This window comes from Allobosea sp. RIT-PG3_2 (assembly GCF_057321085.1).
In genome coordinates, this window is sequence record NZ_JBXWCA010000005.1 from 239,532 (window position 1) to 263,990 (window position 24,459).

At 67.3% G+C, this 24,459-nt stretch carries 26 protein-coding genes and 1 pseudogene; 16 read left to right on the top strand and 11 right to left on the bottom strand.

The genetic code is table 11. The features are described 5' to 3' along the window. The first annotated feature begins 8 nt into the window (after positions 1 to 8). From nuoN to AC2FAN_RS16890, 6 genes are all read left to right on the top strand, one after another. Positions 9 to 1,436: an NADH-quinone oxidoreductase subunit NuoN gene (gene nuoN / locus AC2FAN_RS16865; RefSeq protein ID WP_485175509.1), complete on the top strand. Its 1,428-nt coding sequence runs from the start codon at positions 9 to 11 to the stop codon at positions 1,434 to 1,436. 111 nt (positions 1,437 to 1,547) lie between these two features. Then, a complete protein-coding gene (locus tag AC2FAN_RS16870) occupies positions 1,548 to 2,303 on the top strand; it encodes a biotin--[acetyl-CoA-carboxylase] ligase (RefSeq protein WP_485175510.1) in 756 nt (251 codons plus the stop codon). 261 nt (positions 2,304 to 2,564) lie between these two features. Then, positions 2,565 to 4,235, top strand: coding sequence for a ribonuclease J (locus tag AC2FAN_RS16875; RefSeq protein WP_485175512.1), 1,671 nt, complete (start codon positions 2,565 to 2,567; stop codon positions 4,233 to 4,235). A 34-nt stretch (positions 4,236 to 4,269) separates the two neighbouring features. Beyond that, on the top strand, positions 4,270 to 4,674 hold the full coding sequence (gene mce / locus AC2FAN_RS16880; protein WP_265053605.1) for a methylmalonyl-CoA epimerase: 405 nt from the start codon (positions 4,270 to 4,272) through the stop codon (positions 4,672 to 4,674). Positions 4,675 to 4,679: 5 nt separating this feature from the next. After that, entirely contained in the window at positions 4,680 to 5,072 is a 393-nt protein-coding gene (locus AC2FAN_RS16885; protein ID WP_485175514.1) for a RidA family protein, read from the top strand. Further along, complete coding sequence (locus AC2FAN_RS16890; RefSeq protein ID WP_485175516.1) at positions 5,069 to 5,299, top strand: DUF1467 family protein; 231 nt, start codon at positions 5,069 to 5,071, stop codon at positions 5,297 to 5,299. The genes AC2FAN_RS16885 and AC2FAN_RS16890 overlap by 4 nt, the downstream gene beginning before the upstream one ends. Before the next feature lie 258 nt (positions 5,300 to 5,557). Here AC2FAN_RS16890 and AC2FAN_RS16895 read toward each other — a convergent pair whose 3' ends face one another. After that, entirely contained in the window at positions 5,558 to 5,725 is a 168-nt protein-coding gene (locus AC2FAN_RS16895) for a hypothetical protein (protein ID WP_485175518.1), read from the bottom strand. Between AC2FAN_RS16895 and AC2FAN_RS16900 the strand changes: the two genes are divergently transcribed. The 8 genes and pseudogenes from AC2FAN_RS16900 to AC2FAN_RS16935 form a co-directional block, all read left to right on the top strand. Continuing rightward, complete coding sequence (locus AC2FAN_RS16900) at positions 5,724 to 6,272, top strand: peptidylprolyl isomerase (protein WP_265054832.1); 549 nt, start codon at positions 5,724 to 5,726, stop codon at positions 6,270 to 6,272. The two genes, AC2FAN_RS16895 and AC2FAN_RS16900, sit on opposite strands and share 2 nt — an antisense overlap. Positions 6,273 to 6,297: 25 nt before the next feature. Then, entirely contained in the window at positions 6,298 to 6,957 is a 660-nt protein-coding gene (locus AC2FAN_RS16905) for a hypothetical protein (RefSeq protein ID WP_485175521.1), read from the top strand. Then, complete coding sequence (locus tag AC2FAN_RS16910; protein WP_265053601.1) at positions 6,957 to 7,427, top strand: peptidylprolyl isomerase; 471 nt, start codon at positions 6,957 to 6,959, stop codon at positions 7,425 to 7,427. The genes AC2FAN_RS16905 and AC2FAN_RS16910 overlap by 1 nt, the downstream gene beginning before the upstream one ends. Before the next feature lie 229 nt (positions 7,428 to 7,656). Further along, entirely contained in the window at positions 7,657 to 8,754 is a 1,098-nt protein-coding gene (gene queA / locus AC2FAN_RS16915) for a tRNA preQ1(34) S-adenosylmethionine ribosyltransferase-isomerase QueA (protein ID WP_485175523.1), read from the top strand. A gap of 70 nt (positions 8,755 to 8,824) precedes the next feature. Next, positions 8,825 to 9,487, top strand: coding sequence for a tetratricopeptide repeat protein (locus AC2FAN_RS16920; protein WP_485175525.1), 663 nt, complete (start codon positions 8,825 to 8,827; stop codon positions 9,485 to 9,487). 82 nt (positions 9,488 to 9,569) lie between these two features. Next, positions 9,570 to 10,958, top strand: a complete 1,389-nt coding sequence (der, locus tag AC2FAN_RS16925) for a ribosome biogenesis GTPase Der (protein ID WP_265053598.1) — start codon at positions 9,570 to 9,572, stop codon at positions 10,956 to 10,958. Beyond that, positions 10,958 to 12,055: an NAD(P)/FAD-dependent oxidoreductase gene (locus AC2FAN_RS16930; protein WP_485175528.1), complete on the top strand. Its 1,098-nt coding sequence runs from the start codon at positions 10,958 to 10,960 to the stop codon at positions 12,053 to 12,055. Before der ends, AC2FAN_RS16930 begins: the two co-directional genes overlap by 1 nt. A 53-nt stretch (positions 12,056 to 12,108) precedes the next feature. Next, a pseudogene (locus AC2FAN_RS16935) lies at positions 12,109 to 12,432 on the top strand (NUDIX hydrolase); the annotation flags it as partial. A gap of 13 nt (positions 12,433 to 12,445) precedes the next feature. On the opposite strand, the gene AC2FAN_RS16940 reads toward AC2FAN_RS16935, so the two are convergent. From AC2FAN_RS16940 to rpsF, 10 genes are all read right to left on the bottom strand, one after another. Then, positions 12,446 to 13,186: an SDR family NAD(P)-dependent oxidoreductase gene (locus AC2FAN_RS16940; protein ID WP_485175530.1), complete on the bottom strand. Its 741-nt coding sequence runs from the start codon at positions 13,184 to 13,186 to the stop codon at positions 12,446 to 12,448. Between the two features lie 16 nt (positions 13,187 to 13,202). Then, positions 13,203 to 14,675 carry an amidophosphoribosyltransferase gene (purF, locus tag AC2FAN_RS16945; protein WP_265053594.1) on the bottom strand — a complete coding sequence of 491 codons (1,473 nt, stop codon included), beginning with the start codon at positions 14,673 to 14,675 and terminating at the stop codon, positions 13,203 to 13,205. A gap of 40 nt (positions 14,676 to 14,715) precedes the next feature. Next, positions 14,716 to 15,333: a CvpA family protein gene (locus tag AC2FAN_RS16950; protein WP_485175532.1), complete on the bottom strand. Its 618-nt coding sequence runs from the start codon at positions 15,331 to 15,333 to the stop codon at positions 14,716 to 14,718. 106 nt (positions 15,334 to 15,439) lie between these two features. Beyond that, positions 15,440 to 16,837, bottom strand: a complete 1,398-nt coding sequence (radA, locus tag AC2FAN_RS16955) for a DNA repair protein RadA (RefSeq protein ID WP_485175533.1) — start codon at positions 16,835 to 16,837, stop codon at positions 15,440 to 15,442. Between the two features lie 177 nt (positions 16,838 to 17,014). Beyond that, the gene (alr, locus tag AC2FAN_RS16960) at positions 17,015 to 18,142 is read right to left on the bottom strand and encodes an alanine racemase (RefSeq protein WP_485175535.1); all 1,128 of its coding nucleotides are present in this window, start codon (positions 18,140 to 18,142) and stop codon (positions 17,015 to 17,017) included. Further along, entirely contained in the window at positions 18,142 to 19,629 is a 1,488-nt protein-coding gene (locus AC2FAN_RS16965; protein WP_265053590.1) for a replicative DNA helicase, read from the bottom strand. The genes alr and AC2FAN_RS16965 overlap by 1 nt, the downstream gene beginning before the upstream one ends. A gap of 203 nt (positions 19,630 to 19,832) precedes the next feature. After that, positions 19,833 to 20,396, bottom strand: a complete 564-nt coding sequence (gene rplI, locus AC2FAN_RS16970; RefSeq protein ID WP_265053589.1) for a 50S ribosomal protein L9 — start codon at positions 20,394 to 20,396, stop codon at positions 19,833 to 19,835. A gap of 33 nt (positions 20,397 to 20,429) precedes the next feature. Further along, the gene (locus AC2FAN_RS16975) at positions 20,430 to 21,377 is read right to left on the bottom strand and encodes a DUF2232 domain-containing protein (RefSeq protein ID WP_485175537.1); all 948 of its coding nucleotides are present in this window, start codon (positions 21,375 to 21,377) and stop codon (positions 20,430 to 20,432) included. 216 nt (positions 21,378 to 21,593) lie between these two features. Then, positions 21,594 to 21,839 (bottom strand): 30S ribosomal protein S18, encoded by a 246-nt coding sequence (gene rpsR, locus AC2FAN_RS16980; RefSeq protein WP_038367644.1) that lies wholly within the window; start codon positions 21,837 to 21,839, stop codon positions 21,594 to 21,596. Between the two features lie 3 nt (positions 21,840 to 21,842). Beyond that, positions 21,843 to 22,274: a 30S ribosomal protein S6 gene (rpsF, locus tag AC2FAN_RS16985; RefSeq protein ID WP_265053587.1), complete on the bottom strand. Its 432-nt coding sequence runs from the start codon at positions 22,272 to 22,274 to the stop codon at positions 21,843 to 21,845. 337 nt (positions 22,275 to 22,611) lie between these two features. On the opposite strand from rpsF, the gene fabD reads away from it, so the two are divergent. Both fabD and fabG read left to right on the top strand, forming a co-directional pair. Further along, positions 22,612 to 23,556 (top strand): ACP S-malonyltransferase, encoded by a 945-nt coding sequence (fabD, locus tag AC2FAN_RS16990; RefSeq protein ID WP_485175539.1) that lies wholly within the window; start codon positions 22,612 to 22,614, stop codon positions 23,554 to 23,556. Between the two features lie 55 nt (positions 23,557 to 23,611). Beyond that, on the top strand, positions 23,612 to 24,349 hold the full coding sequence (fabG, locus tag AC2FAN_RS16995; protein WP_485175541.1) for a 3-oxoacyl-[acyl-carrier-protein] reductase: 738 nt from the start codon (positions 23,612 to 23,614) through the stop codon (positions 24,347 to 24,349). Positions 24,350 to 24,459 lie beyond the last annotated feature (110 nt).

The following is a 24,459-nucleotide window of genomic DNA, read 5'->3' on the forward strand; positions in this document are numbered from 1 at the left end:
GTTTCGTCATGGCTCTGCCCGCTCTCGGCCCGGCCCTGCCGGAAATCATCCTCGCCATCGGCGCCATCGTAATGGTGCTGGTCGGCGCGATCCAGGGCGAGCGCTCCACGCGCCTGCTGGAGGGCCTCGCGCTGCTGCTGCTGTCGGTCGCGCTGGCGCTGGTCGTCTCAGGCACCGGCAAGATGCTGACCTTCAACGACGGCTTCATCGCCGACGGCTTCGGCCGCTTCATGAAGGTGCTGACGCTGCTCGGCGCCGGCGCCGCCATCCTGCTCTCGGCCGATACGCTGCGGCGCCAAGGCACGATGCGCTTCGAATTCCCGATCCTCGTCGTGCTCTCGACCATCGGCATGATGATGATGATCTCGGCGAACGATCTCATCAGCCTCTATGTCGGCCTCGAGCTGCAGTCTCTGGCGCTCTATGTGGTCGCCGCCTTCGACCGCGACAACGCGAAGTCCACCGAGGCCGGCCTGAAGTATTTCGTGCTCGGGGCGCTGTCCTCGGGCATGCTGCTCTATGGCGGCTCGCTGGTCTACGGCTTCACCGGCACCGTCACCTTCCCGGGCATCGCGGCCGCGACCCAGGGCGGCCATGCCGGCATCGGCCTGATCTTCGGAATCGTCTTCATCGCCGCCGGCCTTGCCTTCAAGATCTCGGCCGTGCCGTTCCACATGTGGACGCCGGACGTCTATGAGGGCGCGCCGACCCCGGTCGCCGCCTTCTTCGCCTCGGCGCCCAAGATGGCCGCCATGGCGATGGTGATCCGCGTCTTCATCGGCGCTTTCCCGGGCGCGATCAACGATTGGCGCCAGATCATCGTCTTCATCTCGATCGCCTCGATGGCTCTCGGCGCCTTCGCCGCGATCGGCCAGCGCAACATCAAGCGCCTGCTCGCCTACTCCTCGATCGCCAACATGGGCTATGCGCTGGTCGGGCTCGCCGCCGGCACGGCCGAGGGCGTGCAGGGCGTGATGACCTATATGGCGATCTATCTCGCCACGACGCTCGCCGCCTTCGCCTGCGTGCTGATGATGCGCCGCGACGGCAAGCTGGTCGAGGACATCTCGGAACTCGCCGGCCTGTCCCGCACCAATGGCTGGATGGCGTTTGCGATGTCGATGATGATGTTTTCGCTCGCCGGTATCCCGCCGCTCGCCGGCTTCTGGGCGAAGTGGTACGTCTTCTTGGCCGCGATCAATGCCAAGCTCTATGTGCTCGCCGTCGTCGGCGTGCTCACCAGCGTCGTCGGTGCCTACTATTACCTGCGCCTGGTGAAGGTGATGTATTTCGACGATCCGAAGCCGGCCTTCGAGAAGGCGGATCTCGGCGTGCGCACCGTGCTGCTGGTCTCGGCCGTCTTCGTGCTGGCGCTCTCGTTCCTGCCGGCGCCGCTCTTCGATACGGCGGCTGCGGCGGCGAAGTCGCTGTTTTGAGCGACAGGCTCGTCATGCTCGGGCTTGATCCGAGCATCTCCTGCCAGAGATTCTCGGGTCTGCGCTTCGATTCGCCCGAGAATGACGGTCTCGTCCTTGCCGGATGGGTCCATGCTCGGTGAAGCGGCTCGCGCTGCCGGCTACCGGCTGATCATCCGCGACGAGGTCGGCTCCACCATGGAGGAGGCCCGTCGCGCGCTCGATCAGGGCGAGCCGGGCAAGCTCTGGATCGTCGCCCGCAGCCAGAATGCGGGCCGGGGGCGCCACGGCCGGCAATGGGGCTCACCGCCCGGCAATCTCTACTCCAGCCTCCTGCTGACCGACCCTTGCGAGCCGGCGCTGGCGCCGCAACTCGGCTTCGTGGTGGGCTTGGCCCTGCACGACGCCGCTGCGAAGCTGCTCGGCCCGGCCGCCTCCGGATTGAAGCTCAAATGGCCGAACGACCTGCTGCTCGACCGCGCCAAGACGTCGGGCCTGCTGCTGGAGGGCGAGAGCCGGGCAGGGCGGCTCAACGTCATCGTCGGCTGCGGCGTCAATATCGCCTCCTGCCCGTCGGAGACGCCCTATCCGGCGACCTTCCTCAAGGCGTTGGCGCCACAGGCCAGTGTCGAGACCGTGCTGACGGGCCTCAGTGACGCTTTCGCCCAGCGCTTTGCCGTCTGGTCCCAGCCGGGCGGCTTCGGCCCGATCCGCGCCGCCTGGCTCGAACGCGCCGCCTTCCTCGGCGAGACCATCACCATCCGCCTGCCGGAAGGCCCTCTCGCAGGCCGCTTCAACAGCCTCGACGCCTCCGGACGCCTCGAACTCGAAACCGAGACCGGCCGCCGCATCATCGATGCGGGCGATCTGTTCTTCGGGGCGCCTTGAGGTGGCAGGTGGCGACGCTGGCCTGCCGCGTCGCCACCGTGCTAAAGGAAATTCCCGGTTCAACGTGGTCATCCCGGGCGGCCGAAGGACGACCCGGGATCCATGCCGGAATGCCGACCGGAAAGGTTCCGGCATGGATCCCGGATCTTCGCTTCGCTTCGTCCGGGATGACCCGCGTTTTCCGAAACAGATTCCAGGAAGCCGCGACCGGCATGCGATGAGGCATGCTGCGGGCGGTTCTCCGTGCCTGCAGGATCATCCGTGACCCGTTCCAGCGACCAGCTCGTCTTCGTTCCCCTCGGCGGCCTCGGCGAGATCGGCATGAACGCCGCCCTTTACGGCTTCGGACCGGAGGGGCGGCGCAAATGGATCCTGGTCGATTGCGGCCTGTCTTTCGCCGGGCCGGAGGCACCGGGCGTCGATATCGTCCTGCCAGATCTGCGCTACATCATCGAGGAGCGGGCGAACCTTCTGGGCATCGTCATCACCCATGCCCATGAGGACCATATCGGCGCGCTCGCGGCACTCTGGCCCTCCCTGCGCGCACCGGTCTACTGCACGCCCTTCGCCGCTGGCCTGCTCGCAACGCGCCGCCTGTCGGAGCCGGGCGCGCCCAAGGTCGAGATCAATGTCGTGCCGCAGGGCGGGTTCGTCACGCTCGGCCCGTTCGACATCGAGTTCGTGCCGGTCGCGCACTCCATCCCCGAATCGAACGCGCTCGCCATCCGCACGCCGGCAGGCCTCGTCGTCCATACCGGCGACTGGAAGATCGATCCGACGCCGCGCGTCGGCCTGCCGACCAACGAGAAGCGCCTGCGCGAGCTCGGCGAGGAGGGCGTGCTGGCGCTGGTCTGCGATTCGACGAACGTCATGCGCGACGGCACGAGCCCGAGCGAGGCGGATGTCGCGGCCAAGCTCAAGGAGCTGGTGGCCTCGGCGCCGGGCCGCGTCGCCGTCACCACCTTCGCCTCGAATGTCGCGCGCCTGCGTGCCGTCGCCGAGGCCGCGATCGCGAACGACCGCGAGGTCGTCGTCGTCGGCCGGGCCATGGACAGGGTCATCGATGTCGCGCGCGAATGCGGTTATCTCGACGGCATCCCCGGCTTCCGCCCGGTCGACGCCTATGGCTACCTGCCGCGCGACAAGGTCGTGGCGCTGGTGACCGGCAGCCAAGGCGAGCCGCGTGCCGCGCTCTCGCGCATCGCTTCGGACGATCATCCCGAGATCGCGCTGTCGCCGGGCGACCGCGTCATCTTCTCTTCCCGCACCATCCCGGGCAACGAGAAGGCGGTCGGCAACATCCTGAACGCGCTGGCGCGCGACCGGATCGAGATCATCACCGACCGCACCCATCTCGTCCATGTCTCCGGCCACCCCCGCCGTGAGGAGATGGCCCGGCTGTATGGCTGGCTGAAGCCGCAGATCGCGATCCCCGCACATGGCGAGGACCTGCACCTCGCCGAGCATGAAACCTTCGCCCGCAGCCTCGGCGTCAAGCATGTGCTGCGCGCCGGCAACGGCGATGTCGTCGCGATCACGGCGGATGGCGCGCGCAAGGTCGACGAGGCTCCGCATGGCCGGCTCTACCAGGACGGCTCACTGCTGGTGAACGCGTTGGAGAAGACGATTTCTGAGCGTCGCCGCCTGTCCTTCGCCGGGGTCGTCTCGATCGCGGTCGCCATCGACGAGAAGGGTGGCATTTCCGGTGAGCCGGAGATCGCCGTGCTCGGCCTGCCGCCGCGGACCCGCGACGGCACCGATTTCGACGAATACGTCGCCGATACGGTCGCCGAGCTGCTCGAAGGCATTCCGAAGGCCCGCCGCCGCGATCCCGAGGCCCTACGCAACGCGCTTGAGCGCGGCGTGCGTAGCGCCGTCAACGAGGAGTGGGGCAAGAAGCCGCTGGTGCATGCGCTGGTGATCGAGGTGTAGTACGGGGCGCAGCGCCCCGCCGGAGAAGACGAAGATGATCGGACGCCTCAATCATGTCGCCATCGCCGTGAAGGACCTCGCGGCCTCGACGACACTCTATCGCGATACGCTTGGCGCGCGCGTCTCGCAGCCGCTGCCCCAGCCGGAGCACGGCGTCACCGTCGTCTTCGTCGAGCTGCCGAACACCAAGATCGAGCTGCTCGAGCCGATGGGCGCCGACTCGCCGATCGCCAAATTCCTCGAGCGCAATCCGGACGGCGGCATTCATCACATCTGCTACGAGGTCGATGACATCCTGGCCGCGCGAGACCGCCTGAAGGCGCAGGGCGCGCGCGTGCTCGGTTCAGGCGAGCCGCGCATCGGCGCCCATGGCAAGCCGGTGCTGTTCCTGCACCCCAAGGACTTCCTCGGCACGCTGGTCGAGCTCGAACAGGCCTGAATTCGATGAGCGATATCACTTTCCTTGGCGAGCCGGAGCCCGGCTCGCCGCGCCCGTTCAGTGCCGCCACCGTCGCCGGCGGGCTGATCTTCGTCTCCGGTCATTCGGCCCCGCATGATCCCGCGCGTGGCATTCACCGCGGCGAGACCCCGGCCGACGAGGTGCGCAATGCGCTGGGCCGGATCACCGAGATCCTGGCCGATGCCGGCAGCGCGCTCGACCGTGTCGTCCAGATGACGATGCTGATCACCGACCCCGCCGATTACGCCGCCTGCAACGCCGAGTATGTGAAGCATTTCCCGAACGGCCTGCCGGCGCGTCACACGGCGCGCTTCGGCGTGCCGACGCAGGCGCGCATCGCGTTCTCCTGCATCGCCCTGGCCGGGAGGGGCGCATGAACGTCGTCGGCGGGCTCGCCCTTTACTTCGTGATCTGGTGGATCACGCTCTTTGCCGTGCTGCCTTTCGGCATCCGCAGCCAGCAAGAGGCGGGCGATGTCGTCGAGGGAACGGAACCGGGCGCGCCCATCCTGCCGGGCTTGCTCAAAAAGGCGGCAATCACGTCGGTGATCGCGGCGGTGATCTTCGCCGGCGTCTGGTATGTCTGGGTGACTTACGACATCTGACGCAAGACTTCTGCCAGCAGCAAGACTTCCGCGAGCAAATCGAGGCGAAACGACCGACTTCGGTATGCCCAAAAGAAAAAGGCAAGGCGGATGCCTTGCCTTGGGTAGTCTGCTTTTTACCGCTGCATCGGCGCACATTCAAGGGTGCGACTCATATGCAAGGCGGGCGTTTGTTCCTCCCGAGACCTGGTCCGCAGCGCTCTGCTCGCAGAGCGCTCCCAGCGCCAGAAGGATTAGCCGATTGTGACGGCCCTGTCATCACTTTAGGCAGTCATAGCCTCGAATTTTTGCAAGATTAGTCTCCACTGCACTTGTGCAGTGCAGCATGAGCGATTCGACGGCATTGGATATGCCTTGTTCCGGCCAAAGGATGCGGCTATCGACCGGCCATCCGCCGGGCTCGCTGGCGGCCATGGAGATGTTCATGCTGCGCAGCTCGCTCGCCGCCCTTGCCGTCGTCGCTTCCCTCGGTTTCGCCCAGGCCCAGAGCCCGAAGCCCGATCCGGAAAACACCGTCGTGCTCGAGACCAAGGACGGCCCGGTCACGATCCGCCTGCGGCCGGATCTTGCGCCCAAGCATGTCGCGCAGATCAAGGCGCTGGTGAAGCGCGGCTTCTATGACGGCATCGTCTTCCACCGCGTCATCGACGGCTTCATGGCCCAGACCGGCGACCCGACCGGCACTGGCACCGGCAAGTCCGATATGCCGAACCTGCCGGCCGAGTTCACCCCTACGCCCTACAAGGTCGGCTCCGTCGGCATGGCGCGTTCGCAGTCGCCGGATTCGGCGAATTCCCAGTTCTTCATCTGCTACGAGGGCTGCAGCCCGCTGACCGGCCAGTACACGCTGTTCGGCGAGGTCGTCTCGGGCATGGACGCAGTGCGCAAGATCAAGAAGGGTGCACAGGGCAGCGGCCAGGTGACCGGCCCCGACAAGATCATCCGCATGCGGATGGCATCCGACGCCAAGTGACATGAAGCCGGGGAGGGCCGGGACCATGCAGCAAACGGCCCTCATCGGCATTCTCGCAGCGCTCGTCTTCAGCGCAGGCGCGGCGGTCGCGCAGGATACGCGCGATCTCGGGTTGCCGCCGGCGTCCGGCTCGCAGAACCCGGTCCTGCCGCCGCCCTCGGGCTTCCAGAATCCGACCCTGCCGCCGCAGAGCGGCCAGCGCTACAATCCCGGCATCGGCGGGCCGTTCAGCGGCGACAATGACATTCCGGGCATGCAGCAGCGTCGCGTCGGCCCGCAGACGCAGACCCTGATGCGCCGCGGCGGCGAGATCGGCCTCGTCGGCTCGCTCTCGCCCGAGACGCAGCAGGAGGGCGGCGAGACAGTCGACAAGCTTTCCGATATCGCGCCGGCCTTGCGGCGCTGCTGGAGCCCGCCGCCGCTTCCCGGGGACCTGACCGGCGCGATGGCCTCCGTCCGCTTCAGCCTGCGCCGCGATGGCAGCCTCTTCGGCCAGCCGCGCGTGACCTGGGAGACGCGCCGCGGCGACGCGGCGTTCCAGAAGCGCTTCACCGAATCCGCGGTTGCCGCCATCCGCTCCTGCACGCCGATGAGGTTGTCGAAGGGCCTCGGAGCGAGTATCGCGGGGCGACCCTTCACCATACGCTTCCACGGCCGCACGCCGTCCAACGAAAGGCAAAGCTGATGTCCCACGATCCCGAGAACACCATCGTCATGGAGACGACCAAGGGCCCCGTCGTCATCAAGCTGCGTCCCGACCTCGCTCCCGGCCATGTCGAGCGCATCAAGCTGCTGGCCCGCGAGGGCTTCTATGACGGCATCGTCTTCCATCGCGTCATCGACGGCTTCATGGCCCAGGTCGGCTGCCCGCACGGCACCGGCACCGGCGGCTCGAGCTATCCGGACCTGAAGCAGGAGTTCAACGCCGAGCCGCATGTCCGCGGCATCTGCTCGATGGCCCGCTCCCAGAACCCGAACTCGGCCAACAGCCAGTTCTTCATCGTCTTCGACGATGCCCGCTTCCTCGACAAGCAGTACACCGTCTGGGGCGAAGTCGTCGAAGGCATGGACAACGTCGACAAGATCAAGCGCGGCGAGCCGGTGCGCGATCCCGACTCGATCGTCTCGATGAAGGTCATGGCCGACGCGGCCTGAGGCTGGCGGCCTTCCCATCCTCATGCTCGGGCTTGCCCCGAGCATCTCCTGCAAAAGATTCTCGGGTCTGCGCTAAGCTCCGCCCGAGAATGACGCGCGTCATCCCGGGCTTGACCCGGGATCCATGCCAGAGCGCTTCCGCGCAAGGTCAGGCATGGATTCCGGCCCTCCGCTTCGCTCCGGCCGGGATGACCGAGCAATCATATGAAGAGCAACAAGCCTTAGCCCGATGGATGTCGGCCTCTTCGATTTCGACCTGCCGGAAGACCGTATCGCGCTGAGGCCGGCAAGCCCGCGCGATGCGGCGCGCCTGCTCGTCGTGCGCCCGGATGCGCCCGAGCCGTTGCAGGATCGCGGCATCCGCGATCTCGTCTCGCTGCTCGAGCCCGGGGACGCGCTCGTCCTGAACGATACGCGCGTCATTCCCTCGCGCCTGCGCGGGCGGCGCTTTCGCGGCGCGGATTCGGCCCGCGTCGAGATCATGCTCCACAAGCGCGAGAGCGAGGATCGCTGGCTGGCCTTCGCGCGGCCGGCCAAGAAGCTGGCGCTGGGCGAGACGGTGGTCTTCGATTCGGAGGGCGCCAGCAATGCCTGCGAGTTCGGCCGCCTGCGTGCCGAGGTCATTGCCAAGAGCGAGGGCGGCGAGGTCGAGCTGCAATTCAGCCTGACAGGCGCCTATCTCGACGAGTCGATCGCGCGGCTCGGCGAGTTGCCGCTGCCGCCCTATATCGCCGGCAAGCGCCCGACCGACGATGCCGATGCCACCGACTACCAGACGAATTTCGCCCGCAAGGATGGTGCCGTCGCGGCGCCGACCGCCGGGCTGCACTTCACCCCGGAGCTGCTCGCGGCACTCGATGCGCGCGGCGTCAGCAGCCATTTCGTCACGCTGCATGTCGGCGCCGGCACCTTCCTGCCGGTGAAGGCGGAGGACACCGACGAGCACCGCATGCATGCCGAATGGGGCACGGTCTCGGCCGAGACGGCTGACGCGCTGAACGCGGTGAAGGCGAAAGGCGGGCGGATCGTCTGCGTCGGCACGACGTCGCTGCGGCTGATCGAGAGCGCGGCCGCCGAGGACGGCACCATCCGGCCCTTCTCGGGCGACACGGCGATCTTCATCACGCCGGGCTATCGCTTCCGCGCCGTCGACCTGCTGATGACGAACTTCCACTTGCCGCGCTCGACGCTGTTCATGCTCGTCTCCGCCTTCTGCGGGCTTGACATGATGAAACTTGCCTATTCCCATGCGATCGCAGCGGAATACCGCTTCTACTCCTATGGCGACGGCAGCCTGCTGTTCCGGGCAGAGCCGCCGCGGGATTGAGAAGCCGATCCGGCTCGCATTCCCGGCCTGAAAATGCTACCGGGCTTCCCAACAGGGAATTTGATAATCAATGGCCGATATTTTTCGCGAGATCGAAGAGGAAGTCCGCCGCGACAAGGCGGCGGAGCTCTGGAGGAAATATGGCTGGATCGTCACCGGCCTTGCGGTGCTGGCGGTGCTCGCCGTGGCGGGCTGGCAGTTCTGGCTGCATCGCGAGAATCAGGCCTCGCAGGCCGTCGGCGCCCGCCTCGAAGCGGCGCTGAAATCCTCCCGCGACGGCGACAGCACGCAGGCCGAGACGATCCTCAAGGAACTGGCTGACAGCGCGCCTGCGGGCTATCGCCAGATCGCGCGTTTCCGCCTTGCCGGCGAGACCGCCAAGCGTGATGCGGCTGCGGGTGTCGCCGCCTTCGACGCGCTTGCTAATGATGCGGCGCTGGACGCGACCTATCGCGATCTCGCCAGGCTGCGCGCCGGCATCCTGCGCGTCGATCTCTCGCCCTACGCGGAGGTCAAGACGGTGCTGGAGCCGCTGGCCGTTCCGCAGGGCGTCTGGCGCCACTCGGCGCGCGAATTCCTCGGCATCTCCGCGCTCAAGGCCAACCAGTTCGACGACGCCGGCCGCTGGTTCGACGCCGCGATCACCGATCCGCAGGCGCCACAGGCTCTGCGCCAGCGCGTCGAGCTCTATCTCGCTCTGGTCCGCGGCGGCCCCGTTACGGTAAAGAACTGAACCGGAGCTCCGCTCCCAACGCTTCCGTCGCCCCGCTCCGGCAATGTCGCCTGGCCGGGGTGACGATGGAATGTGAAGTCTGATGACAGCCATCGTCGCCCTCATCGGCCGGCCCAATGTCGGCAAGTCGACGCTGTTCAACCGGCTCGTCGGCAAGAAGCTCGCCCTGGTCGACGACCGGCCGGGTGTCACGCGCGATCGCCGCGAGGGCGACGCCACGCTCGGCCATCTCCGTTTCAAGGTCATCGACACCGCCGGTCTGGAGGAAGCCGACAAGGATTCGCTCCTCGGCCGCATGCGGGCCCAGACCGAGACCGCGATCGCCCAGGCCGATGTCGTCGTTTTCATGATCGATGCCCGCCTCGGCCTGACGCCTATGGACCAGCCGTTCGCCGATCTGGTGCGCCGTTCCGGCAAGCCCGTCATCCTGCTCGCCAACAAGGCCGAGGGAAAGAAGGGCACCGAGGGCATCATCGATTCCTACTCGCTCGGTCTCGGCGATCCCGTGCCGTTCTCGGCCGAGCATGGCGAGGGCACGGCCGATCTGCTCGAGGCGCTGGTGCCCTTCATCCCGGACGAGCCCGAGGAAGAAGAGGAAGACGCCTGGGCGGATGTACCGGCGGAGGACGCGGAGGAGGATGCCAATCCCGACCGGCCGCTGCGCGTCACCATCATCGGCCGCCCGAATGCCGGCAAGTCGACGCTGGTCAACCGCATGATCGGCGAGGAGCGGCTGCTGACCGGTCCGGAAGCCGGCATCACCCGCGACACCATCTCGGTCGACTGGGAATGGCGCAGCCGAAAGGTCAAGCTCTTCGACACCGCCGGCATGCGCAAGCGCGCCCGCATCGAGGAGAAACTGGAGAAGCTGTCGGTGGCGGATTCGCTGCGCGCGATCCGCTTCGCCGAGGTCGTCGTCGTGCTGCTCGACGCCACCATCCCCTTCGAGAAGCAGGACCTGACGCTGGTCGACCTGACCGAGCGCGAGGGCAGGGCCGTCGTCATCGGCCTGAACAAATGGGACCTCGTTGCCGACAAGCAGGGCCTGCTCGCCGAGCTGAAGGAGAAGGCCAACTACCTGCTGGCGCAGGTACGCGGCGTGCCGATCATTCCCCTGTCCGGACTGGCCGGCGAGGGCATCGACCGGCTGATGCAGGCGGTGTTCTCAGCCTATGACGTCTGGAACCGCCGCGTCTCGACCGCACGCATCAACCGCTGGCTGGAAGGCGTGCTATCGGCCCATCCGCCGCCGGCCGTGGCGGGACGGCGCATCAAGATCCGCTACATGACGCAGGCCAAGGCGCGCCCGCCGACCTTCGCGCTGTTCGGCAACCAGCTCGACCATCTGCCGGTGTCCTACACCCGCTATCTGGTCAACAACCTGCGCGAAGCCTTCGAACTGCCGGGCACGCCGATCCGCCTGCACAGGCGCGGCGGCGAAAATCCCTATGACAAGGAGCGCAAGGGCTGATGAGGGTCGCGGTCGTCGGTGCCGGTATCGCCGGGCTTTCCACCGCCTGGTCGCTGAACAAGCGCGGGCATGAGGTCACCCTGTTCGAGCAGGCGGCGCGGATTCCCAATCCCTATGCCGCTTCGGGCGACCAGCACCGCATCATCCGCCGCGCTTATGGCGGCGCCGATGGCTACGCCCGCACCATCACCGAGGCTTTCGAGGCCTGGGAGGAGCTCTGGGCCGATCTGGGCGTGCGTCATTACGCAGCCTGCGGGGTGCTCGGCATTTCCCAGACCGAGGGCGACGAGGGCGAGGACTATCGCCAGGGCCTGGACCGCATGGGCTCGCCGTATGAGCTCTATGATCCGGCCGAGGCCGCCAGGCGCTATCCGTTCCTCGATCCGGCGACGATCCGCTACGCCTATCTCAGCCCGGAAGGCGGGGCGCTGTTTCCCGCCCGTATCGCCGCCGACATGGTGAGATTGCTGCGCGAGCGGGGCGTCTCGATCCGCGAAGGCGTGGCCGTGACGGCGATCGAGCCCGAGTCGGGCAAGCTGACTCTGGCTGATGGCGAGGCCGCGAGCTTCGATCGCATCGTCGTTTCTGCCGGCGCCTGGGTGCTGAAGCTCCTGCCGGAGCTCGCCGATGCGCTGACGACCTACCGCACGGCAATCGCCTATCTCGATCCGCCTGAGGATCTCAAGGCCGCCTGGGAGGCGGCGCCGGCCATCGTCGATGTCGGCGGCACGGTCGACGGCTATGTCCTGCCGCCGGTCGATGGCACCGAGCTGAAGGTTGGTGCCGGTGTCCACAAGCGCCAGCGCCAGCCCGACGAGGACCGCGAGCCCCGGCCGGGCGAGGGCGAGCAGATCCGCGATTATTTCTCGCCGCCCTTCGCGCGCGTCGACGAGTACCGGGTCAAGCGCGTGGCGAGCTGCGCCTACACCTTCACGGCTGACCGCAAGTTCCTGTCGCGCGAAATCGGCCGCGTCACCGCGGTTTCGGCCTGCTCGGGCCATGGCTACAAGTTCGGCGCGGCGGTCGGCCGGCGTGTCGCGGCGGCGGTGGAGAACGGCGATCAGGCCGGGTTGCTGCGCTGGCTGCGGGCCGAGTGACGAGAGCGGGGCGCGCATGCTCGAAACCGTGAGCGCGCTCTTCGTCGACCTGGACCGGAAGGTGCTGCTCGGCGATCGGCGGGCGTGTCGAGCTGGGCGAGGCTCTCGAACAGGCGCTGATCCGCGAATGCCGCGAGGAGGTGGGGCTGACGCCGACGCGCTACGAGCTGGTGCTGTCGGAGGCCGAGCGCTTTCCGGAACGCAACGGCGCAGCTCTCCACCACATCTATGTCGTCAGTACCTGGGATGGCGGCGAAGCCATCAATCTCGTCGACGAGCACGACGAGATCCGCTGGTTCAGCCTCGATGAGATGGCGGCGCTGCCGAACCTCACCATCCCGGATCTGATCGGGCTTGCGCGGGCATCCCTGCGCTGAGGCAGAGAGCGGATCAGGCCGGCAGCTGCGGCGTGAGCACCTTGCCCTGCGGAAAGTCGAAGATCTTGCCGCTCTCCGCCCAGCCCGGCGAGGCGAGCGCGACGAGATGCGGCGCCAAATCCTCCGGTGTCCTCAGCGTTTCCGGGTCTTCGCCCGGCATCGCCTCGGCCCGCATCTTGGTGCGCAGCGGCCCCGGATTGACCAGCATGACCTTGACCGGCGTGGTCGCCGTCTCGGCCGCGTAGGTGCGCCCCAGAGCCTCCACGGCGGCCTTGGAAATCGAATACGGCCCCCAATACGCCGAGCACTTATGGGCGGCGCCCGACGACATTAGCAGCACGCGGCCCGCATCCGAGGCGCGCAACGCCGGATCGAGCGATTTGATCAGCCGCCAGTTCGCAGTGACGTTGATGTCGAGCACCTTCGCCCAGTCCTTCTCCGTCGCATGGCCGAGCGGGGTGAGGGAACCGAGGATGCCGGCATTCGCCAGCAGGATGTCGAGCTTGCCCCAGCGCTCCAGCAGAGCAGGGCCGAGCTTCTCCAGCCCGCCGGCATCCGAGAGATCGAGCGGCACCAGCGTGGCGCTGCCGCCGATCGCCCGGATCTCGTCGTCGAGTTCCTCGAGCGCCCCCGAGGTGCGGGCGAGCGCGACGATATGCGCGCCAGCCTGGGCGAAGGCCAGGGCCGCGGCGCGCCCGATTCCGCGCGACGCGCCGGTGACGAGCGCGATGCGCCCCTCGAGAGCCTTGGTCATGGGATAGTCCGCTGGTTCAGCCGGCTTCGGCCAGCAGGGAGATCTGCTGCTTGGCGCTCTCGCCGATCACGTCGGTCAGCGAGGTCGGATAGTCGCCGGTGAAGCAATGGTCGGTGAATTGCGGCCGGGCCGGATCGCGCCGCTCATGGCCCATCGCACGATAGAGCCCGTCGACGGAGATGAAGGCCAGCGAATCGGCTCCGACGAACTGGCGCATCTCTTCGAGGGAGTGCGTTGCGGCGAGCAGCTTCTCGCGGTCCGGCGTGTCGATGCCGTAATAGTCGGGATGGGTGATCGGCGGCGAGGAGATGCGGAAATGCACCTCGCGGGCGCCGGCCTCGCGCATCATCTTCACGATCTTGAACGAAGTCGTGCCGCGCACGATCGAATCATCGACCAGCACGATGCTCTTGCCTTCGACGACCGAGCGGTTGGCCGAATGCTTCAGCTTGACGCCGAGCTCGCGGACCTTCTGCGTCGGCTCGATGAAGGTGCGGCCGACATAGTGGTTGCGGATGATGCCGAGCTCGAAGGGAATGCCGCTCGCCTGCGCATAGCCGAGCGCGGCCGGCACACCCGAATCCGGCACCGGCACGACGACGTCGGCATTGGCCGGGGATTCCTGCGCCAGCACCGCGCCCATCGCCTTGCGGTGCTCATAGATGCTGCGGCCCTTCACGACGGAGTCGGGGCGGGCGAAATAGATGTACTCGAAGATGCAGGGCCGCTCGGCGACGGGCGGGAAGGGCTTGTGGCTCTCGATGCCGCTGTCGGAGATGATTACGACCTCGCCGTTCTCGACCTCGCGGACGAACTTCGCGCCGATGATGTCGAGCGCGCAGGTCTCGGAGGTCAGGATCGGGCAGCCGTCGAGATCGCCCAGCACCAGCGGGCGGATGCCGAGCGGGTCGCGCGCGCCGATCAGCTTCTTGTTGGTCATGCCGACGAAGGCATAGGCGCCCTCGATCTGGCGGATCGCCTCGACGAAGCGCTCGACGAAATGCTGCTTGCGGCTGCGCGCGACGAGATGCAGCAGCACCTCGGTGTCGGAAGTCGACTGATAGATCGCGCCGTCGCGGACGAGATTGCGGCGCAACGTGAGCCCGTTGGTGAGATTGCCGTTATGCGCCACGGCGAAGCCGCCGCCATGCAGCTCGGCGAAGAGCGGCTGGACGTTGCGCAGGATGGTCTCGCCCGTCGTCGAATAGCGGACATGGCCGATTGCCTGCTTGCCCTGGAGCTTGTCGATGACGCTCGCTTCCGAGAAGGCGTCGCCGACAAGTCCGAGCCGGCGCTCCGAATGGAAGCGCTTGCCGTCGAAGGAGACGATTCCCGCCGCCTCCTGGCCGCGGTGCTGGAGCGCGTGCAGGCCGAGTGCCGTCAGCGCAGCTGCGTCGGCATGGCCGTAAATGCCGAAGACGCCGCATTCCTCCCGCAGCCGGTCGGCATTGGGATCGAAGGCGGTATCAGTCTCGGTCTGCGAGATCATGGCGAGCTCCACGCGCTGGGACGGACTCTCTACGCGTCAATTAGGGACGGGTTGGGGCAGGCGCAACCGGTGCCGCCGTCGCCGGGGTACGCGGTTCCTCTGCCGGGGCCTCGGTGGTTTCCTCCGCCTTCTGCTTTTTCAGCAGGTTCTTGATGAAATCGGCGTTGACGTCCTGCGGCAGCATCCCGATCAGCGAGCGGCCGGTTTCCTCCAGCATGGGCTTGGCCTTGGCGTCCTTCGCCCAGACCGGCATCTTCTCGCTGCCGACCAGCGCCGCGAAGAAGAGGTAGCCGATCACCGCCAGCAGCAGGCCGCGCGCCGCGCCGAAGACGAAGCCAAGCGTGCGATCGAGCGCGCCGATGCGCGAGTCGAGCACGAAGTCGGAAACCCGCGCCGTGACCAGCGAAACGACGATCAGCGTGGCGAGGAATAGCGCGGCTATCGAGGCGACGAGCGCGATCGTGTCCTGCGCCGAACTCGCCGGAATATACTGCTTCACGAAAGGCACGAGCTGCGGGTGGAAGACCCAGGCGACTGCCGCGGCAGCAACCCAGGAGGCGATCGCAAGCACTTCGCGCGTGAAGCCGCGCACGGCCGCGAGCAAAGCCGAGATCAGAACCACGCCGATGACGACGAGATCGAGAATGGTTACAGGCATGGAAGGGCCGCTTTGCTATGGTCTGGTGCCGGCCAGCCTGAGATAAGGTGGCCGTTTCGGCTTTGCTATACGCGTTCCAGGCCTCTGCGTCACCCTTTCGGCGAAGTCATTTCACATCTCTGCGAGGTGCGCGCGCCGCGATATCGGCAACGAGTTCCGTGACATGGCCGAAACGGCGCAAGCTGAGGCCGTTGCCGTCGCCATGGTCCGCGCCGCCGGACGGCATCAGCGCCGCCTCGAAGCCGAGCTTCGCCGCCTCCCTGAGTCGCGCCGCCGCGACCGAGACGGGCCGGATCGCGCCCGAGAGGGCGATCTCGCCGAAATAGACGGATTCCTGCGGCAGGATGGCTCCCGTCAGCGAGGAGACGAGCGCCGCCGCCACCGCGACATCGGCGGCCGGCTCGTTGACGCGCAGGCCGCCCGCTACGTTGAGGTAGACATCATGCTGGCCGAGCCTGAGGCCGCCATGCGTTTCCAGCACGGCCAGCACCATGGCGAGGCGGCTGTTCTCCCAGCCGACCACGGCGCGTCGCGGCGTGCCTAGAGCGGTCGGCGCGACCAGCGCCTGGATCTCGACCAGCACGGGCCGCGTGCCCTCGATGCCGGCGAAGACGGCCGCGCCCGGCGCCGGCTGGTCCCGGCCTGCGAGGAACAGCGCCGAGGGATTCGTCACCTCCGACAACCCCTTGCCGGTCATCTCGAAGACGCCGATCTCGTCGGTGGCGCCGAAGCGATTCTTCTGGCCGCGCAGGATCCGGAACGAGTGCGCCCCTTCTCCTTCGAACGACAGCACGGCGTCGACCATATGCTCGACCACGCGGGGGCCGGCGATCTGGCCGTCCTTGGTGACATGGCCGACGAGGATCAGGCAGGCGCCGCTGGTCTTGGCGTAGCGGATCAGCGCCTGGGCCGAGCCGCGCACCTGCGTCACGGTGCCCGGCGCGCTCTCGACTTCGCCCGACCACATGGTCTGGATCGAATCGATGACGACGAGGGCAGGGCGCTGGCCCTGCCCGAGCGTCGCGACGATGTCCTCGACATTGGTCTCGGCTGCGAGATCGACCGGCGCGTCGGCCAGGCCCATCCGCTCGGCCCTGAGGCGCACCTGACCGGTCGATTCTTCGCCCGAGACATAGACGACACGCTGTCCGCCCAGTGCGAGCGCCGCGCAGGCCTGCATCAGCAGCGTCGACTTGCCGATTCCGGGATCGCCGCCGATCAGCAGCACGGAACCCGGCACGAAGCCGCCGCCGGTGACTCGGTCGAGCTCGCCGATGCCGGAGACGATGCGCGGCGCGTCCTGCGTCTCGCCCTTCAGCGTCTCCAGCGCGAAAACGCGTCCACGCGCCCGCCCGCTAGAGGGGCGGCCGCCGCCGGGAACTGGCGCCGCCTGCGCCTCCTCGACCAGCGATGACCATGTCCCGCAGGCGTCGCATTTGCCCTGCCAGCGGTGATAGACCGCGCCGCAGGCTTGGCAGTGATAGGTCGGAGCGCGCTTGGCCATCAGTGAGGCTCCGTCGTCATTCCGGGGCATCGCGCAGCGATGAGCCCGGAACCCAGAACCGATGCCCGCATTCGTCTTGGCATCGCCATTGCCGCTCGTCTTGAAACCGCATCGGTTCTGGGTTCCGGGCTCGCGCCTGCGGCGCACCCCGGAATGACGGCGGTGGCGGTCACGCGCTCAAAGCCCCACATGCCGCCGCGCATAACGGCGGCCGAGGCTGGTCAGAATCTCGTAGCCGATCGTCTTGGCGCCAGCGCCAACGGCTTCGAGGTCGAGCGCGCCGCCGATCAGCGTCACGTTCGCCCCGCGCTGCGCGGCAGAGGCCGGCGCGTCGCTGACGTCGATGATGATGAGGTCCATCGAGACGGAGCCGACGAAGGGGCAGACGACGCCATCGAGCAGCGCCGATCCGCCGGCGAGGCTGTCCGTCCAGCTGCCGTTGCGCGGGTAACCGTCGGCATAGCCGAGGCAGATGGTCGCGAGCTTGCGCTTCCCCTTGGCCGTCCAGCGGCCGTTATAGCCGACCTGCGTGCCACCCTCGACCTCGCGGACCTGGATGATGCGCGCCTCCAGCCCGATCACCGGCTGCATCGGGTTCGGCTGCCCGGGCGTGGGGTTGCCGCCATAGAGGGCATAGCCCGGCCGCGTCAGCTGGTAGGACGGACAACCTTCGAGGAAATGGCCCGAGGAGTTCTTCAGCGAGGCCGGAATGCCGGGCAGGGCAGCCGTGATCTCGGCGAAGGCTGCGATCTGGCGGGCATTGGCCGGATCGGTCTCGACCTCCGACGACGCGAAATGGCTCATCACCAGGCCGATATCGGCCGCCGCGATCACGCCGGATTTCTCGCGGGCGAGATTGAGCCCTTCCCCGGCCCAGAGTCCGAGCCGATTCATCGCCGTGTCGACATGCAGCGCTGCTGGCCGGACCTTGGCGCCGGTCTGGCGGAAGGAGGCCCACTCGAGCAGTTCTTCATGCGAGCCGAGCACCGGCGACAGGCCATGCAGCGCATAGACGTCGCAATTGCCCGGCAGCAGCCCGTTCAGCACATAGATCGTGGCGTCCGGCGCGACGCTGCGCGCGCGGATGCCCTCCGAGACATGGGCGACGAAGAAGCTGCGGCACCCCGCCCTGGCGAGCGCGGTCACGGCAGGCTCGATGCCGACGCCGTAGGCGTCGGCCTTGACCACCGCGCCTGCCTCCGTGCCGGCGCGCTCGCCTAGGAGACGCCAGTTCGAAACCAGTGCGGCGAGGTCGATGGTCAGGGTCGCGCCATAGGCGCCGGCAACAGGCGTGTCGAAAGGCATTATTCGCGGTCCGGGATGCGGAGTTCGTCGGCGCGGTCGGAGAAGCGCGTGACATCGGCGTCGAACTGGAGGGCGATCGTTCCGGTCGGGCCGTGGCGCTGCTTGCCGATGATCAGCTCGGCGACGCCATGTGCCGCCTCCATCTCGATCTGCCACTTGTTGTGGTCTTCGGTGCCGGGGCGCGGCTCCTTGCCCTTGAGGTAGTATTCCTCGCGGTAGACGAACATCACCACGTCGGCGTCCTGCTCGATCGAGCCGGATTCGCGCAGGTCCGAGAGTTGCGGGCGCTTGTCGTCGCGGCTCTCGACCTGACGCGAGAGCTGGGAGAGCGCGATGATCGGAACCGAGAGCTCCTTCGCCAGCGCCTTCAGGCTGGTGGTGATCTCGGTCAGCTCCTGCACGCGGTTCTGGCTGTTCTTGGAGGAGCCGGAGAGCAGCTGGAGATAGTCGATGAAGAGGACATCCAGCCCCTTCTGCCGCTTGAGCCGCCGGGCGCGGGCGACGAGCTGCGCGATCGAGATGCCGCCGGTCTGGTCGATATAGAGCGGGATACGCTCGATCTGCGCCGCGACGTCGGTCAGCCGGGCGAAGTCGGCCTCGGTGATGCGGCCCTGCCTGATCTTGTAGGAGGAGATGCCGGACTGCTCGGCGACGATACGGGTCGCGAGCTGGTCGGACGACATTTCGAGCGAGAAGAAGGCCACGACGCCGCCGTCGACCGTCTTGATCGTCCCATCCGTCTGGCGCTCGCCGCGCCAGGCCTTGGCGATGTTGAAGGCGATATTGGTGGCGAGCGATGTCTTGCCCATGGCCGGACGGCCGGCCAGCACGATGAGGTCTGAGGGCTGCAGGCCGCCCATGCGCTGGTCGAGGTCGCGCAGGCCCGACGAGATGCCGGAGAGGCCGCCGGCGCGCTGATAGGCGCTGGCCGCCATGTCGATGGCGAGCCGGAGCGCTCCGTCGAATTTCTGGAAACCGCCCTCGTAGCGGCCCTTTTCCGCCAGCTCGTAAAGCTTGCGCTCGGCATCCTCGATCTGTTCGCGCGGCGCCATCTCGACCGGAGCGTCATAGGCGACGTTGACGAGGTCCTCGCCGACGCCGATGAGCAGGCGGCGCACCGCGAGGTCGTAGATCGTGCGTCCGTAATCGCCGGCGTTGATGACGGTCGTCGCCTCGGCGGCGAGGCGGGCGAGGTACTGGCTCGGCGTGATGTCGCCGAGGTCGAGGTCGTTGACGAAGGTCTTGAGCGTGATCGGCGTGGCGAGCTTGCCCGCGCGAACCATGCTGGAGCTCAGCTCGAAGACGCGCTGGTGGATCGGCTCGAAGAAATGGTCCGGCAGCAGGAAGTCGGAGACGCGATAGAAGGCGTCGTTGTTGACCAGGATCGCGCCCAGCAGCGCCTGCTCGGCCTCGATGTTGTGAGGCTGGACGCGATAGTCCGCCTCACGATTTTCGAGGCGTGCGACGAGGGCTGTAGCGGGGGCCATGACCGTCCCGATAAATCAATGCTGATTGATAATTCAAGTCGACAACCGGCCGCACCAGAACGCACCCGCGGCCATGTCGAGGGGGCAGTAGTCCACTACTCTGCCAATTTGCGCCAGCAGTGTTCCCCGCAGTTCACAGCTGCTCAAAAAGAAAGGCGCCGTGTTGCCACGGCGCCCTTGACTCATTTGGGGAGCTGCAAGGCTCAGCGATCGTCGTCGCCGGCCTCGGCCAGCGCCGCGCCGACCTCGAGGCCGAGATCGTCGAGGTCGAACTCCTCGCGGGCGGTGACGTTCTCGCCGGCGGCCTGACGGTGAGCTTCCTCAGCCGAGCGGGCGACGTTGACGGTGACGGTGACCGAAACTTCCGGATGCAGCACGACCGGGACGGTGTGCAGGCCGAGCGTCTTGATCGGGGTGTTGAGCGTCACCTGGCCGCGCGCGACGTGGAAGCCGTCCTTGGTCAGCGCCTCGGCGATGTCGCGGGTCGAGACCGAGCCGTAGAGCACGCCGGACTCGCCGGACTGGCGCAGGATGATGACGCTCTGGCCGTTCAGGCGCTCGGCGACCGCGTCGGCCTCGGACTTCAGCTCGAGGTTGCGGGTCTCGAGCTCGAGCTTCTGGCTCTCGAAGCGCTTCTTGTTCTCCTCGGTGGCGCGCAGGGCCTTGCCGCGGGCGAGCAGGTAGTTGCGGCCGAAGCCGTCGCGCACGCGCACGACTTCGCCCATCTGGCCGAGCTTGGCGACGCGTTCGAGCAGGATCACTTCCATGGGTCTTCTCCTTCAGGTCTTTTTAGTCAGGTTTCAGGATTGGGTAGGCGGAGGCGGCAGCACGACCCGCTTGCGCAGGCCGAGAAGCGTATCGATCAGACCGGCGACCGCGAGCAGCGGCGTCAGCACGGCCTGCATCACGACGAGCGCGACGTAGACCGAGATCAGCATCGGCAGCCGCCAGGGGCGGCCGCGCGAAATGTCGTGCAGAAGGCAAAGCCCGCTGAACATGAAGGCGGCGAGCAGCGCGCCGACGAGAGCCGTCGCGGCCACGCCGATGAAGCCGCCGGCCGCGGCGGCGACGGCCACCGCGATCAGGAGCAGCAGCGCCTGCCGCGGCAGGGAGGCCGACGGGATAAAGGGCCAGGGGCGCGGCAACCGGTCCGACATCTTCACGGTGCGCGCCGCCAGCCAGAGATTGGCGGTGATGGTGGTGACGAAGGAGGCGCCGATGCCGAGCGGCACGGCCGGAGCCAGGCTCTGCGCGAGCTCCGGCACCTTGATGTCGGCGGGCAGCGTGATCAGCTGGCCGCGCACCATCTCGTTCAGCAGGTTCTCGATCATGCGCGCGATCACCTTGCTGTAGGTGTCGTAGTCGGTGGTCATCACCAGCGCGCTGCCGACGGTGGCGAGCGCAGCGGTCGCTGCGATCCAGAGCAGAAGGTTGCCGAGCGGATACCACTCGACCTTGCCCTGGCTATCGCCGCGGGCGAGCAAAGCGAGATAGGCGATCCACCAGGCCGGAAGCCCGATGATGAAGGCGAAGGCGATGCCGCCCGTCGGGGCGAGCGCAACGGCGACGGCGAGCGCGCCCGCGGCCGTGGCGAATAGCCCGGAGCGGTGGTTCCAGCCGAGGGACGCGATGAAGATCGGGAGGGGGGCAGCTGAATACAGCAATGCGGCCAGCGGCGATCCGGTGATCACCACTGAGAAGAGCAGGGCCGAAACGAGGCCCGCGCCGATGCCGACAATCGGAATCATCCGTCCGTCCTGCTGTCCCGCTGCTCGCTGGCCATCTTTCGGCATCCGGTTCTTCCGAAAAGTGGTTTCCACTTTTCGGGCCCGATGCCTTGGCCCGGCAGGGTGAGAGGCTCCTGGCCTCAACGAACCCGGTGGGGTCTCACCGCCGGGCGACTGATTGAACTTGAAAACGAAATCCGGAGGCGCCGGGCGCCTCCGGAAAAGAGCTTCACCCGCTCAGCGGATGACGTAGGGCAGCAGGCCGAGGAAGCGGGCGCGCTTGATCGCCTGGGCGAGCTCGCGCTGCTTCTTGGCGGAAACCGCCGTGATGCGGGACGGAACGATCTTGCCGCGCTCGGAGATGTAGCGCGAGAGCAGACGGACGTCCTTGTAGTCGATCTTCGGAGCGCCTTCGCCCGAGAAGGGGCAGGACTTGCGGCGACGGAAGAAGGGGCGACGGGCGCCAGCGGATGCAGTCGACATGGATCAAGCCTCCGCTTCGGCGGTTTCGGTCACTTCGTCATCGCGACGCGGACGATCACGGCGCGGGCCGCGCTCGAAACGGTCGCCGCCGCGCTCGCCGCGCTCGTCACGATCACGCTTCTGAAGCATGGCCGACTGGCCTTCCTCGAGCTCCTCGACGCGAACGGTCAGGAAGCGCAGGATGTCCTCGTTGATGCGCATCTGGCGCTCCATCTCCAGCACGGCGGCGGAGGGAGCCTCGATGTTCAGCAGCGTGTAGTGCGCCTTGCGGTTCTTCTTGATGCGGTACCCGAGGGACTTGACGCCCCAGTACTCGACCTTGCGGATGGCGCCGCCATTCGCTTCGATGACGCCCTTGAACTGCTCGACAAGAGCTTCAACCTGCTGCGCGCTGACATCCTGCCGCGCGAGCAGAACATGCTCGTACAATGCCATATGTGGCCTTCCTTGTTTCACCCTGCTTCGCCCGGCGCGGAGCCCTCCGAGCCCTGGATAAGGCCCGACAGGATTTCTTCGAAGGCGGAGACACGGGATGCCGGCCTGAGAAACAAGCCTGCGCGCGTCCATGCGGACATGCGCCATCCGTTCAGCCTCCGGCCGAACAAGCAGGAGGCGGTGGTTACAGTGTCCGGTGCGCCATGGCAACCGGAATCTGCCGGGAAAGGCGGGTCGCGGAGCGGAAAACTCGGGCTCCGTGCTTGACTTGGCGGCAAAACCGATGTGACAGCGCCCGTCATAATATAGAGAAGTTATTAAGGACGAGGCGCCCCACATGACGACAGCGTTCATCTTTCCCGGCCAGGGCTCGCAGGCCGTCGGCATGGGCAAGAGCCTGGCCGAAGCCTTCCCGGCGGCGAAGGCCGTGTTCGACGAGGTCGATGCGGCGCTCTCGCAGAAGCTCTCGGCCGTGATGTGGGATGGTCCGTTGGACGAACTGACGCTGACGGCCAATGCCCAGCCGGCACTGATGGCCGTCAGCCTCGCGGTCGTGCGCGTGCTTGAGAGCGAGGCAGGGCTCGACCTGAAGCGCGACGCCGCCTTCGTCGCCGGCCACTCGCTCGGTGAGTATTCTGCGCTGGCCGCCGCCGGCACCTTCTCCATCACGGACGCCGCCCGGCTGCTGCGCATCCGGGGCGACGCCATGCAGAAGGCGGTTCCGGCCGGGCAGGGCGCGATGGCGGCGCTTCTTGGTGCGGAACTCGATCTCGCGCGTTCGATCGCTGCCGACGCCGCGCAGGGCGAAGTCTGCGAGGCCGCGAACGACAATGGCGGGGGCCAGGTCGTGCTGTCCGGCGCCAAGGCGGCGGTCGAGCGGGCGATCGCGCTGGCAGGCGAGCGCGGCGTGAAGCGCGCCATGCTGCTGCCGGTTTCCGCTCCCTTCCATTGCGCGCTGATGCAGCCGGCCGCCGATGCGATGCGAGAGGCCCTTGCAAAGGTCGCGATGCAGGCTCCGGTGGTGCCGGTCGTGGCCAATGTCGGCGCGGCGCCCCTGAGCGATCCGGAGGCGATCCGGGCTTCGCTCGTCGCGCAGGTCACGGGTACGGTGCGCTGGCGCGAATGCGTCCAGGCGATGGCGGCTGCGGGCGTCACCAATTTCGTCGAGCTCGGCAGCGGCAAGGTGCTCGCCGGCCTGGTCAAGCGTATCGTCGCAGGCTCGGCGCCGGTCTCGATCGGCACGGCGGAGGACATCGCGGCTTACAAGGCCCGCAACGCCTGAGGGCGAGGGCCCAGAACGGGCAATAACGGCAGGACGCCGAAAAAAGGGAGCGAACATGTTTGATCTGACCGGCCGCAAGGCCCTGGTCACCGGCGCTACCGGTGGCCTTGGCGGAGCCATCGCGCGAACCCTTCATGCGCAGGGCGCGAGCATCGCGATCTCCGGCACGCGCGCGGAAGCGCTGGAGGCTCTGGCGGCCGAGCTCGGCGAGCGCGTCGTCGTGGCGCCCTGCAATCTCTCCGACAAGGATTCGGTCGAGGCGCTGGTACCGACGGCCGAGGAGAAGCTCGGTGGGCTCGACATCCTCGTCAACAATGCCGGCATCACGCGCGACAACCTGTTCCTGCGCCTGAAGGACGAGGACTGGGACAGCGTTATCGCGGTCAATCTCACGGCTGCCTTCCGCCTGTCGCGCGCCGCCGTGAAGTCGATGATGCGCAGGCGCTACGGCCGAATCGTCTCGATCGGCTCCGTCGTCGGTACGATGGGCAATCCGGGCCAGGGCAATTACGCAGCCGCCAAGGCCGGTCTGATCGGCATGTCGAAGGCGCTCGCGGCCGAGGTCGCAAGCCGCAACATCACCGTCAACGTGGTCTCGCCGGGCTTCATCGAGTCGCCGATGACGCAGGCGCTGAACGACAAGCAGCGCGAGGGCATTCTTTCGGACGTGCCGATGGGGCGGCTGGGTGCCGGTACGGATATCGCAGCCGCCGTCGCCTATCTCGCCAGCGCGGAAGCCGGCTACGTGACCGGGCAGACGCTGCACGTCAATGGCGGAATGGCAATGATATAAGCGTGTTAGAGCCAATTCTGGATTGGTTCTGATAAGTCTACGGCGCTCTCGCCAGCCTCGAAAGGGTATGTTAACTAGCGCCGTCGCGCTGCCGTCCGGTAAGCCGAGGG